Consider the following 11,057-nt stretch of genomic DNA (forward strand, 5'->3'; position numbering starts at 1 on the left):
CGCGATGCGGTCGAAAGCGAAGGCCAAGAAGGGGCCGGTGTATCAGCTCGTCAGCGAGCCGCGCCGGCTGCCGCCGCCGGCCGGGCTGTGCAACCTCGAGAATGGCCCAGAGACCTTCCAGATCGTCCCCGCCGGCGACGCCCAGGCGGCGCAACTCAAATCCCACCTCGGCAAGCAGGTCTCGCTGAAAGTCGACGCGGTCGCCTGCGCCGAAGAGGCCGGGCAGTACAGCGAAGCGGTCGTCACCAAATGGAGCTTGGTGAAGTAAGCGGCAGGCCGCCAATGTAAGCCGTCATTGCGAGCGCAGCGAAGCAATCCAGCGCCGTGCACTGCCTCTGGATGCTTCGCTTCGCTCGCAATGACGCGGTGAGGCGTCTGCTTCACACTCTCACCGGTCCCAGCGCTGCGAAATGCCCCCGACGTTGCAGCCATGCGAGGAGCACCAAACTCGGCGCCGCGACCGCCACGCTGATCATGAAGAACAGCGGCCATCCGGTTGCCTGCGCCACATAGCCGGCGCCCGCGGACAGATAGGTTCGTCCCACCGCCGACAGCGCCGTCAGTAGTGCATACTGCGTAGCGGTGTGCAGCGGGTTCTGGCACAGCGCCGATAAGTACGCGACGAAGATCACCGTGCCGATCGCGCCGGTGAAATTCTCCACCGAGATCGCCAGCGCCAGCGCCCATTGATTGACGCCGACCGTCGCCAGCCAGGCGAATGCCAGGTTCGACACCGCCTGCAGCACCGCGCCGATCCACAAGCTCGTCACCAGCGAATAGCGCCGCGCCAAATAGCCACCGGCGAAGCCGCCGATCAGCGTCGCGGCAAGGCCGACGCCTTTGACGATCGCCGCGTAGTCGTTGCGGGTGAAACCGAGGTCGATCACGAACGGCGCCGTCATCGTACCCGAGAATGCGTCGGTGAATTTGAACAGCACCACGAAGGCCAGCGCCGCCAGCGCATCCTTGCGGCCGAGAAACTCCGAGAACGCCCCGACCGCGGCGCGCATCACGCGGGTGAAGGCACTCTCGCCGCTGGTCGCGGCTTCGGCGCGGACCGAGGACTCCGGCTCGGTGGCGAGCAGCGCCGTCACGGTGCCGATCAGCACCATCGCCGCCATGGTGACGTAGCCCCACATCCAGGCGGTCGCGCGCGTTACCCCGGTGGTCTCGTAGGCGCTGACCAGGAACAGCACGCCGGCGGTCGAGATCAGCATGCCGATGCGATACGCGGCGACGTATGAGGCCATGCCGGCGGCCTGCTCGTTCTCCGGCAGACTCTCGACGCGGAAGGCATCGACCACGATGTCCTGCGTCGCCGATGCGGCGGCGACCAGCAGCGCGCCGAGCGCGACGAACACTGGCGCGTGAGCCGGGTCGGTCAGCGCCAGCAGCAGGATCGCGGCGATCAGCAACAGCTGCGTGGCGATCAGCCAGCCGCGGCGGCGGCCGAACAGCCGCGACAGCAGCGGCACGTGCAGCGCATCGACCAGCGGCGCCCAGATGAATTTCAGCGTGTAGGGCGTGCCGACCAGCGCGAACAGCCCGATGGTGCCGAGATCGACGCCGGATTCCCGCATCCATACCAGCAACGTCGAGCCCGACAGGGCCAGCGGCAGCCCCGACGAGAAGCCGAGAAACAGCACGATCAGCACACGCGGCTGTAGATACACCGCAAACGCCTCCCGCCAGCTCGGCTTGGGCGGGGCGCTGGCTGCAACCGAAGGGGGAGGCGGGTTCTCTGCAGAGGTCATGGCCGGCTCGTAGCAGATTCGAGGGCGCCGAGCATTCCGCCAGCGGTGCTGGCGTCGGCGACTGTGGCTGCGGCATCCACGCTCGCGTCTAAGGCTCGCGGGCACGTTGCCTGAACGGCCATGTTGTCCGAAGCGGCACCCCACCATCACCCGTCATCGCCCGCGAAGGCGGGCGACCCAGTAGCCTGTGTGCCAGTTGTGGCGCGAAGCGGATCCCCGAGGCGGCCGATTTGCGAAAGAAATCGACGCTCTGGGATACTGGTTCACCCGCCTTCGCGGGTGATGACGATCTTTATGGGGAACGGCCTCAGGTCGACGCGACCTCGTCGATCTTGAAGGCGCGGGAGCCGAACAGTTCGGTGCGCTCCGGTGCCAATGGCGCCTCGTGACTTGAGGCCGAGGCCTGCGCTGCGGGCGACGTAGCGGCTTCGGGCGCGGCGAAGTCCAGTTCCTCGATTCGGGCGGCGCGGCGTTCGATCTTGTCGGCCGACACCAGGATTTGCCGGACGTCATCATTGACCTGCCCGAAATGCGTCTGCAGCTTGGTGACGCGTTCGCGCAAGCGCGCGAGATCGTCGCCGAGGTGCAGCACCTCGGTGCGGATCTGATCGGCGGCGTCGCGCATCCGCGCGTCTTTCAGGATCTGCTGCATCACCTGGATCGCCAGCATCAGCAGCGACGGCGACACCAGCACCACGCGCGCCCGATAGGCTTTCTGAATGACGTCGTCGAAGCCGTCGTGGATTTCCGCATAGACCGACTCCGACGGCACGAACATCAGCGCCGTGTCCTGGGTCTCACTAGGGATCAGGTACTTGCCGGCGATATCGTCGACATGCCGCATCACGTCGGTCCGCAGCTGCTGCGCGGCGGCTTTCTTCTCCGCATCGCTGCGCGCTTCGCGCAGCGCCGTCACCGCCTCGAGCGGAAATTTGGCGTCGATGCACAGCGGCCGCTGGTCGGGCAGCAGCACCACGCAGTCCGGCCGCTTGCCGGTCGACAGCGTGTATTGAAACGCGTAGCCGCCTTTCGGTAGCCCGTCCTGCACGATCGACTCCATCCGCGCCTGGCCGAACGCGCCCCGCGCCTGCTTGTTGGCGAGCACGTCGCGCAGCGTGGTCACCTGGTCGGTGAGTTCGGTGAGGTTGTCGTGGGCGCGATCGATGATGCCGAGCCGCTCGTGCAGCGCCTGCAGGCTCTGCATGGTGTAGCGGGTCGATTGCGTCAGCGAATGTCCGAACCGATGCGTGACGCTGTCGAGCCGTTCGCTCATCGCCTTGGCCATTTCGGCCTGGCGGCCGGCCAGCGCCCGCCCCATCGCATCGACCCGGCCGTTGGCCTCGCTCTGATAGCGGATCAGGTCGGACAGCCGCTGCTCCAGTTCGGCCGCGCGGCGGGCTTGCGCCAGCGTGGCGGCATTGCCCCCCTGTAGCCCGCGCGCGATCACGGCAGCGATCGCCATCAGCACCAGCAGCGCCATCGCAGCCATACCGACGAGCGCGGCGCCGATGGTGACGGGTGTGTCGCCCAATACAAACAGCACGTCGTTCATGGACAGACCCTAGCAGATGGAATCGTCTATGCGAACGAAGAGAGAACAATAATCTGAATCAAGTTTTAAGCGCCGGTCGGGCCGAAAGTGGCAGCGCCTCCGGGCCGCGCCGGATTGACCGGGCCGCCGCCGCGTCTTAAATCGCCGCCATGGCCCTGCGCGAAATCATCATTCTGCCCGACAAACGGCTGCGTGAAATCTCCAAGCCCGTCGCCGAAGTGACGAGCGAGATCCGCAAGCTTGCGGACGATATGTTCGAGAGCATGTACGACGCCCCCGGCATCGGGCTGGCGGCGATTCAGATCGCCGAGCCGGTGCGGCTGATCACGATGGATCTCGTCCGCAAGGAGGGCAACGGAGCCAGCGAGCCGAAGGCCTTCATCAATCCGGAGATCATCGGTGCCTCGCAGGAGCTGAACGTCTACGAGGAAGGCTGCCTGTCGATTCCCGAATACTACGCCGAGGTCGAGCGGCCCAAGACGGTGCGGATCCGCTACATGGATCTCGACGGCAATGTGAAGGAAGAGGACGCCGACGGCCTGTTCGCGACCTGCATCCAGCACGAGATCGATCACCTCAACGGCGTCCTGTTCGTCGACCACATCTCGAAGCTGAAGAAGGCAATGGTGGTCCGCAAGTTCGAGAAGGCTGCCAAGCGCGGCATCAAATACGTCTGAGCGCTCGCGCAGCCGGCAGGTCGACGCGTCGCGGCGCTCAGCCCTCCGTCAGCCCAGACCTTTCCGGGATCCACGCCATGCCGCTTCGCCTCGTTTTCATGGGTACGCCCGAATTCGCCGTGCCGACGCTGATGGCGCTGGCGGCGCATGGCCACGATATCGCGGCGGTGTATACGCGCGAGCCGAAGCCGGCCGGGCGCGGGATGAAGCTGCAGGAAAGCCCCGTGGCGCTGGCCGCGCATCGGCTGCAGGCCCCGGTGCTGACGCCGAAGACACTGCGCACCGACGAAGCGCTGGCGAACTTCCGCGCTCATGAGGCCGACGCCGCCGTGGTGGTCGCCTATGGCATGATCCTGCCGCAGCCGATTCTCGATGCGCCGCCGCTCGGCTGCTACAATCTGCACGGCTCGCTGCTGCCGCGCTGGCGCGGCGCGGCGCCGCTCAACCGCGCCATCATGGCGGGCGACGCCGAGACCGGCGTGATGGTGATGAAGATGGACGCCGGCCTCGACACGGGCGACGTCGCGATGGCCGAGCGCATCGCCATCACCGACGCCATGACCGTGACCGATGTGCACGACGCGCTGGCGCAGCTCGGCGCCGACCTGATGGTGCGGGCGATGGCGGCGCTGGAGCGTGGCGGCCTGCAGCTCACCAAGCAGCCCGAGGACGGCGTCACCTACGCGGCCAAGATCGACAAGGCCGAGGCCAAGATCGATTTCGCCCGGCCGGCGCGCGAAGTGCTGCGCCACATCCACGGGCTGTCGCCGTTTCCTGGCGCCTGGTTCGAACTCCCGATCGAGGGCCAGCCCGTGCGCATCAAGGTGCTGCGCTGTGCGCTTGCTGACGGAAGCGGTGCGGCGGGCGAGGTGATCGGCGAAGACCTCACCATCGCCTGCGCCGATGGAGCGCTTCGCGTGACGCAGCTGCAACGCGCCGGCAAGCAGCCGATGAGCGCCGAAGAATTCTTGCGCGGCACGCCGATCGCGAAGGGCGTACGGGTGATTTAGGAAGCGCGTCAGCGCACGCAGCAGAGCTGAGGCAAGGCGCACCCCCACTCCGGCCGTCACCACCCGCGAAAGCGGGTGGCCCAGTATCCCAGAGCGCTCATTGTTGCTAACTAATGCTCTGGAATACTGGGTCGCCCGGACAAGCCGGGCGATGACGTGGTTGTGTGTTGTTGCGCTGCGGCCAAGATGCAGCCGCGCCAACAGAAGAAAGCAATGCCCCGCTACAAACTCACCATCGAATATGACGGCGCGCCGTATTGCGGCTGGCAGTTGCAGCCGGCGCTGCCTTCGGTGCAGGGCGCGCTGGAGGCGGCTGCGCTAGCGACCTGCGGCGAGGCGGTGCGGGTGCATGGCGCCGGCCGCACCGATGCGGGCGTGCATGCGCTCGGGCAGGTGGCGCATGTGGATATTCCAAAGCCGTTCCGCGCCGACAAACTCCGCGACGCGCTGAACGCGCATCTGCGGCCGAATCCGATCGCGGTGCTGGCGGCCGAGGTCGTGCCGGATACGTTCGAGGCGCGGTTCTCGGCGATCCGCCGGCACTATCGCTATCGCATCGCCAATCGCCGCTCCAATTTGGCGCTCGATCTCGGCAAGGTCTGGCGCGTACCAAAGCCGCTCGACACCGACGCGATGCATCACGCCGCCCAGGTGCTAATCGGCAAACACGACTTCACAACGTTCCGCGACACCGAGTGCCAGGCTGCCTCTCCGGAGAAGACGCTCGACGTGTTGGATGTGCTGCGCGACGGTGACGCCGTCGATATCATCACCAACGCGCGGTCCTATCTGCACAGCCAGGTGCGCTCGATGGTTGGCTCGCTGGTATGGGTCGGCGAAGGCCGCTGGACCGCCGTCGATCTTGCTGCGGCACTCGCAGCGAAGCGACGCTCCGCCTGCGGCCCGGTCGCGCCGCCGGAGGGATTGTATCTGATGCAGGTGGATTACTGAGACCCGACGTCTTCGGGCAAACCTCTCGTTCGTCATTCCGGGGCGCGCGTAGCGCGAGCCCGGAATCCGTACTCACCGACAGTGGTTATGGATTCCGGGCCTGCGCCGCTTCGCAGCGCATCCCGGAATGACAAATGAGATGTCGTTTACTTGAAGTATCTCTCCAGCACGCCGCGGTAGATCGCGGTCAGCTGATCGAGATCGCTGACCGGCGTGCGTTCGTCGATCTGATGCATGGTCTGGCCGACCAAGCCGAATTCGACCACCGGGCAATATTTCGCGATGAAGCGGGCATCCGAGGTGCCGCCGCCCGTGTTGAGGTCGGGGGTGCGGCCGGTGACCTCGGCGATCGCGCCGCTGACGACGTCCGTGAAGGCGCCGGGCTTGGTGACGAACACATCGGCGTTCGACGGCAGCCACTCGATCCGCGCGCGGATGCGATTGCCGCAGGCGGTGGCGAGGCGCTGCTCGACCAGCGCCTTCAGCGTGTCCTGCGTGTGGTGATCGTTGAAGCGGATGTTGAACTTCGCCCGCGCCTGCGCCGGGATCACATTGGTGGCCGGATTGCCGACGTCGACCGAGGTGAATTCGAGGTTGGACGGCTGGAATTGCGCCGAACCGTTGTCGAGCGGCTCGTCGTTCAGCGCGGTGATGAGTTTGGCGATATCCGGCACCGGATTGGCGGCGCGGTGCGGGTAGGCGACGTGGCCCTGCGTGCCCTCGACGATCAGCACGCCGGATTGCGAGCCGCGGCGGCCGATCTTGATGGTGTCGCCGATCGCCTCGACATTGCTCGGTTCGCCGACGATGCAGTGATCGAAGCGCTCGCCGCGCTCCGCCGCCCATTGCAGCAGCTTGACGGTGCCGTTGACCGCGACGTCTTCCTCGTCGCCGGTGATCAGGAAAGAGATCGAACCTTTCGGCTTGCCGCCATTCGCCGCCAGATAGTCCAGTGTGGCCGCCACCGCACAGGCGATGCCGCCCTTCATGTCGACCGCGCCGCGGCCATACAGCAGTCCGTCCGCGACGTCGGCCGAGAACGCGCCGTGTGTCCATGCGCCGGCTTCGCCCGGCGGCACCACGTCGGTGTGGCCGGCAAAGCAGAGATGCGGCGCGCTGTCGCCGATCCGGGCGTAGAGATTGTCGATATCAGCGGTGCCCGGCTCGGAGAACGTGACGCGGTGCACCGTGAAGCCGGCGTCGCCGAGCAGCCGCTCGAGCACGCCGAGCGCGCCGGCGTCGGCTGGCGTCACCGACGGACAGCGCAGCAGATCCTGCGCGATCGACAGAGCGGTCGGTGTCGTCATCAGATCACAGCGCCTTGCGGCTCCAGGGGATCGGGGCCGTATTGGTTGGGCCCGCGCGTGCCGCGCAGGCAGCCGAGTTCGACAAAGCCCCAGACCGCGATGCCGAAGCCGATCAGCGACAGCGCCAGATTGGCGCTGCTGTCGCCCATCGCCGTGCCCGAACCGCCGCCGAGGCCGGGCCCGAACCAGAACAGCACAATCCACCAACCGCTCTTGTCGCGGTCGTGCAGGCGTTTGATGCCGGTGGCGAGAAACGCCCAGGTGCCGGCGATGCTGAGCGCGATGGCTACCGCCCAGATCAGCAACGCACCGCCGGCGAAACGGAACAGGTTGTCGGAATCCAGGCCGCCGAGCCAGATCAGCGCGATGCTGCCGAACACCATCCAGGCGGCGACGTTGAGCAGGCTGACCAGCCAGTACTTGGCGCGGTTGATCCGGCCCTTGAAACTGAACAGCAGCGTCGTCCAATCCATCGTCGCCTCCCGAGCGTGGTCAGGCGATTAGTCTCGCAGCAATTCGTTAATCGAGGTCTTCGAGCGAGTGCGCTCGTCGACGCGCTTGACGATCACCGCGCAGGCGGTGGCCGGGCCTGGATTGCCGTTCTTGAGCGGCTTGGCGGGCATCATGCCGGGCACCACCACGGCGTATTCGGGCACTTCGCCGACGAAGATCTCGCCGCTCTCGCGGTCGACGATCTTGGTCGAGGCGCCGAGGAACACGCCCATCGACAGTACCGCGCCCTTGCGGACGATCACGCCCTCGGCGACTTCCGAGCGCGCGCCGATGAAGCAATCGTCCTCGATGATCACCGGGCCGGCCTGTAGCGGCTCGAGCACGCCGCCGATGCCGACGCCGCCCGAGATGTGCACCCGCTTGCCGATCTGCGCGCAGGATCCGACCGTCGACCAGGTGTCGACCATCGTGGCCTCGTCGACGTACGCGCCGAGATTGACGAAGGACGGCATCAGCACGACGTTCTTGGCGATGAACGCCGAGCGGCGCACGATCGCGCCCGGCACAGAGCGGAAGCCGGCCTCGCGGAAGCGATTCTCACCCCAGCCCTCGAACTTCGACGGCACCTTGTCCCACCAGTTCGCGCCGCCGGGACCGCCGGAGATCGGGCTCATGTCGTTGAGCCGGAACGACAGCAGCACCGCCTTCTTCAGCCACTGATTGACCGTCCAGGCGCCCGACGCCGCGCGCTCCGCAACCCGCGCCTCACCCTTGTCGAGCAGTTCCAGCGCCTGCTCCACCGCCTCCCGAACCTCACCCTTGGTCGCCGCGGTGACATTGTCACGCGCGTCGAAGGCGGAGTTGATGGTGGATTCGAGATGGGAAAGCGACATCGGGAGGTCCTTGGGCGGGATTCAGGGGAATTTGCCGGGTGTTGTCCGGATTCGTCGCTCTGGAGTCAAGGCGCAGCCCAGTGGACGCCCCTAAACCTACTGCCCTGGGATACTGGGTCGTCCGCAAGCGCCGGCGATGATGGGGGAGGGCGGGGCAGCGCCTTGTGCTTCATCGGACGCACGGCATCTCAACACTCTCAGTCGTCATCGCCCGCGTATGCGGGCGACCCAGTATGCCAGAGCGTCAGATCTGGGGGGCCGGCACGTGCAACGGCAATTCTACGTCTACATCCTCGCCAGCCGCATCGGCGGGACGCTTTACATCGGGGTGACCAACGATCTCGTTCGGCGCATCGCCGAGCACAAATTGAAAGAGGTGCCTGGCTTCACCAAGCGCTACGGCGTCGACCGGCTCGTTTACTTCGAGGTGTTCGACGATATCGAGAATGCGATCCGGCGCGAGAAGCGACTAAAGAAATGGCCGCGCGATTGGAAAGTGCGGCTTATCGAAGAGCGCAACCCGAATTGGAACGACCTATACCCGGAGATCGCCGGGCCGACCTAACTGGCTCCCTGGAATACTGGGTCGCCCGCCTACGCGGGCGATGACCTTGGTTGCGCGGCTAGCTGCTGCCTCACTTCGGCGAGCGTAGTCCCGCCAAAAACCCCGTCAGATCATCCGTGACGTGATCGACATGGGCGGCGTCGCGGCCCTCGAGTTCCCAGTCTTCGCGGACCACTTGCTGGCTGCCGTCGGGGACGACCAGCACCGTGGTCATGCCGAGCTGGTGCGGGACCGCGAGGTTGCGGGCGAGGTCTTCGAACATCGCGGCTTTGGCCGGATCCACGCCGTGCAGCGTCAGGAAGCGGTGATAGGTCTGGGCGGCGGGTTTGGGCTCGAGCTCGGCGGCGACGATGTCGAACACCGCTTCGAAGTGATGGCCGATGCCGAGGCGCTCCAGCACCTTGCCGGCGTGGGCGACCGAGCCGTTGGTCAGGATCAGCTTGCGGCCGGGCAGCTGCGCGATCGCTTCGCCCATCGCCGGGTTCGGCTCCAGCGGCGAATGATCGATCGCGTGCACATAGGCCAGGTAATCGTCGGCGCTGACGCCGTGCTCGGTCATCATGCCACGCATCGTGGTGCCGTAGCGCTTGTAGTAGTCCTTCTGGATGCGAAACGCCTCCTCCGGCGTCACCTTCAGCCAGTCGGCGACGAAGTCCCGGATGCGGACGTCGACCTGCTGCCACAGATTGACGTGGTGCGGGTACAGCGTGTTGTCGAGATCGAACACCCAGGTCTCGACGTGATCGAAGCCGCGTTGGCCGAGCTGCATCATGGATTGGTGAACCTGATTGTCTGGCCGCCGCGGGAGAGATCGACCGGCGCGAAGCCGACGGCATTGAGGCCGCGCGCCGAGCAGTCGCCCTGTTCGCTGATTTCGAATTTGCTGTCGCGGGTGCACAGCAGCGTCGCACCGCTCCAGTTCAGCGCCTTGCCCTTGATCAGCACAGGACGGGCATTGTCGTCGACCGCTTCGGCGAAACTGAACACGCGCTTCGGCTGCGCGGAGAGGTCCGGGCGCAGGCATTTGCCGGGCTCGACCCGGTACCAGCCGCGGCTGGTGATGGTCTTGCCGTCGTCCTCGGCGACCGCCGCCATCACCCGGCTCTTGGTGTCGTTGCACCAAGTCAGCCCGGTCGCGGATGGTGCCTCCACCGCCTTGATCAGCGTGTCGAAGAAGTCCGGCGCATTGGCGGCGTCGGCCTTCAGGCCGCTCTTGCGCAGGAAAGTCGTGAGCGCGGCCTGCGTCTTCGGCCCGTCGACGCCGTCGATCGGTGTGATGTCGTAGCCGGCGATGGCGAGCAGGCGCTGAATGCCGGCGAGCCGCGCCTGCTCGTCGTCGTATTCGCTGTCTTCGGCCAGATACGCGACCAGGTCGCCGTCGTCGTTCTGGCTCGGCTTGATTTCGGTGAAGGCCGCGAGCGTCTGGCCGCTGCGGCACTGCCGGGCGGCGGCGATGACGAAATTGTCGGCGGCGACGCACAGCCGGTCGGTGCCGTTCTGCGGAAGCGGCGAGGCACCATACAGCGCCAGCGCACGGGCGTTCAGCATCACGCGATCGGCGGTGAGCGCGCCTTGTAGCACGACGCGGCACTGCGCCGGATCGATCTTGAACCAGCCGCGCGTCGCGGTCGAGCCCTTGTCGTCGATCCCGATCGCCGCCTCGATCACGTAGCTCATGCGATTGCACAGCTTGAGATCGGCGCGGGCGGCGGTGGTGCTCACAGACAGCAACGTGAGCGCTATGCTCGCCAGCAGCAAGCACTGCCTCATGGTGAGCAGGCGCGCGTAGCGCGCCGTCTCGAACCATGTAGCCACGCGGCCATCCTTCGAGACGCGCGCCCTATGGGCGCGCTCCTCAGGATGAGGGCGGTGCCAGTTGATAGTCCGCTCAGTCG

At 66.3% G+C, this 11,057-nt stretch carries 11 protein-coding genes and 1 pseudogene; 5 read left to right on the top strand and 7 right to left on the bottom strand.

Annotated elements, in window-relative coordinates:
• Nucleotides 1–268, top strand: a pseudogene (locus ACOJTD_RS11575) (hypothetical protein); the annotation flags it as partial.
• A gap of 112 nt (nt 269–380) precedes the next feature.
• On the opposite strand, the gene ACOJTD_RS11580 reads toward ACOJTD_RS11575, so the two are convergent.
• Nucleotides 381–1,754 (bottom strand): AmpG family muropeptide MFS transporter, encoded by a 1,374-nt coding sequence (locus ACOJTD_RS11580; RefSeq protein WP_420133059.1) that lies wholly within the window; start codon nt 1,752–1,754, stop codon nt 381–383.
• Between the two features lie 307 nt (nt 1,755–2,061).
• Nucleotides 2,062–3,306: a DNA recombination protein RmuC gene (locus tag ACOJTD_RS11585; RefSeq protein ID WP_420133060.1), complete on the bottom strand. Its 1,245-nt coding sequence runs from the start codon at nt 3,304–3,306 to the stop codon at nt 2,062–2,064.
• 149 nt (nt 3,307–3,455) lie between these two features.
• Here ACOJTD_RS11585 and def point away from each other — a divergent pair, with 149 nt between their 5' ends.
• From def to truA, 3 genes are all read left to right on the top strand, one after another.
• Nucleotides 3,456–3,983 (top strand): peptide deformylase, encoded by a 528-nt coding sequence (gene def, locus ACOJTD_RS11590; RefSeq protein ID WP_420133061.1) that lies wholly within the window; start codon nt 3,456–3,458, stop codon nt 3,981–3,983.
• A gap of 77 nt (nt 3,984–4,060) precedes the next feature.
• Complete coding sequence (gene fmt / locus ACOJTD_RS11595) at nt 4,061–4,993, top strand: methionyl-tRNA formyltransferase (RefSeq protein WP_420133062.1); 933 nt, start codon at nt 4,061–4,063, stop codon at nt 4,991–4,993.
• Nucleotides 4,994–5,206: 213 nt separating this feature from the next.
• Nucleotides 5,207–5,944, top strand: coding sequence for a tRNA pseudouridine(38-40) synthase TruA (gene truA, locus ACOJTD_RS11600; RefSeq protein WP_420133063.1), 738 nt, complete (start codon nt 5,207–5,209; stop codon nt 5,942–5,944).
• A gap of 146 nt (nt 5,945–6,090) precedes the next feature.
• Here truA and dapE read toward each other — a convergent pair whose 3' ends face one another.
• The 3 genes from dapE to dapD are packed head-to-tail and all read right to left on the bottom strand — an operon-like array spanning nt 6,091 to nt 8,597.
• The gene (dapE, locus tag ACOJTD_RS11605; RefSeq protein WP_420133064.1) at nt 6,091–7,251 is read right to left on the bottom strand and encodes a succinyl-diaminopimelate desuccinylase; all 1,161 of its coding nucleotides are present in this window, start codon (nt 7,249–7,251) and stop codon (nt 6,091–6,093) included.
• Nucleotides 7,251–7,724, bottom strand: coding sequence for a DUF805 domain-containing protein (locus tag ACOJTD_RS11610; RefSeq protein ID WP_420133065.1), 474 nt, complete (start codon nt 7,722–7,724; stop codon nt 7,251–7,253). The genes dapE and ACOJTD_RS11610 overlap by 1 nt, the downstream gene beginning before the upstream one ends.
• A 27-nt stretch (nt 7,725–7,751) precedes the next feature.
• Nucleotides 7,752–8,597: a 2,3,4,5-tetrahydropyridine-2,6-dicarboxylate N-succinyltransferase gene (gene dapD / locus ACOJTD_RS11615; protein WP_420133066.1), complete on the bottom strand. Its 846-nt coding sequence runs from the start codon at nt 8,595–8,597 to the stop codon at nt 7,752–7,754.
• Between the two features lie 217 nt (nt 8,598–8,814).
• Between dapD and ACOJTD_RS11620 the strand changes: the two genes are divergently transcribed.
• On the top strand, nt 8,815–9,162 hold the full coding sequence (locus ACOJTD_RS11620) for a GIY-YIG nuclease family protein (protein ID WP_420133068.1): 348 nt from the start codon (nt 8,815–8,817) through the stop codon (nt 9,160–9,162).
• Nucleotides 9,163–9,232: 70 nt separating this feature from the next.
• Here the strand turns inward: ACOJTD_RS11620 and ACOJTD_RS11625 are convergent, their stop codons facing one another.
• Together ACOJTD_RS11625 and ACOJTD_RS11630 are read right to left on the bottom strand one after the other, a co-directional pair.
• Nucleotides 9,233–9,934, bottom strand: a complete 702-nt coding sequence (locus tag ACOJTD_RS11625) for a pyrimidine 5'-nucleotidase (RefSeq protein ID WP_420133067.1) — start codon at nt 9,932–9,934, stop codon at nt 9,233–9,235.
• Nucleotides 9,931–10,932 (bottom strand): DUF1036 domain-containing protein, encoded by a 1,002-nt coding sequence (locus ACOJTD_RS11630; RefSeq protein WP_420133069.1) that lies wholly within the window; start codon nt 10,930–10,932, stop codon nt 9,931–9,933. The genes ACOJTD_RS11625 and ACOJTD_RS11630 overlap by 4 nt, the downstream gene beginning before the upstream one ends.
• Between the last annotated feature and the right edge of the window lie 125 nt (nt 10,933–11,057).

This window comes from Rhodopseudomonas sp., from assembly GCF_048594845.1.
In the GTDB taxonomy this organism is placed as follows: Bacteria; Pseudomonadota; Alphaproteobacteria; order Rhizobiales; family Xanthobacteraceae; genus Rhodopseudomonas.

Coding starts and splice junctions, on each gene's coding strand:
- ACOJTD_RS11580 (WP_420133059.1), bottom strand. CDS start 1,754: ATGACCTCTGCAGAGAACCCGCCTCCCCCTTCGGTTGCAGCCAGCGCC.
- ACOJTD_RS11585 (WP_420133060.1), bottom strand. CDS start 3,306: ATGAACGACGTGCTGTTTGTATTGGGCGACACACCCGTCACCATCGGC.
- def (WP_420133061.1), top strand. CDS start 3,456: ATGGCCCTGCGCGAAATCATCATTCTGCCCGACAAACGGCTGCGTGAA.
- fmt (WP_420133062.1), top strand. CDS start 4,061: ATGCCGCTTCGCCTCGTTTTCATGGGTACGCCCGAATTCGCCGTGCCG.
- truA (WP_420133063.1), top strand. CDS start 5,207: ATGCCCCGCTACAAACTCACCATCGAATATGACGGCGCGCCGTATTGC.
- dapE (WP_420133064.1), bottom strand. CDS start 7,251: ATGACGACACCGACCGCTCTGTCGATCGCGCAGGATCTGCTGCGCTGT.
- ACOJTD_RS11610 (WP_420133065.1), bottom strand. CDS start 7,724: ATGGATTGGACGACGCTGCTGTTCAGTTTCAAGGGCCGGATCAACCGC.
- dapD (WP_420133066.1), bottom strand. CDS start 8,597: ATGTCGCTTTCCCATCTCGAATCCACCATCAACTCCGCCTTCGACGCG.
- ACOJTD_RS11620 (WP_420133068.1), top strand. CDS start 8,815: ATGCGGGCGACCCAGTATGCCAGAGCGTCAGATCTGGGGGGCCGGCAC.
- ACOJTD_RS11625 (WP_420133067.1), bottom strand. CDS start 9,934: ATGATGCAGCTCGGCCAACGCGGCTTCGATCACGTCGAGACCTGGGTG.
- ACOJTD_RS11630 (WP_420133069.1), bottom strand. CDS start 10,932: ATGAGGCAGTGCTTGCTGCTGGCGAGCATAGCGCTCACGTTGCTGTCT.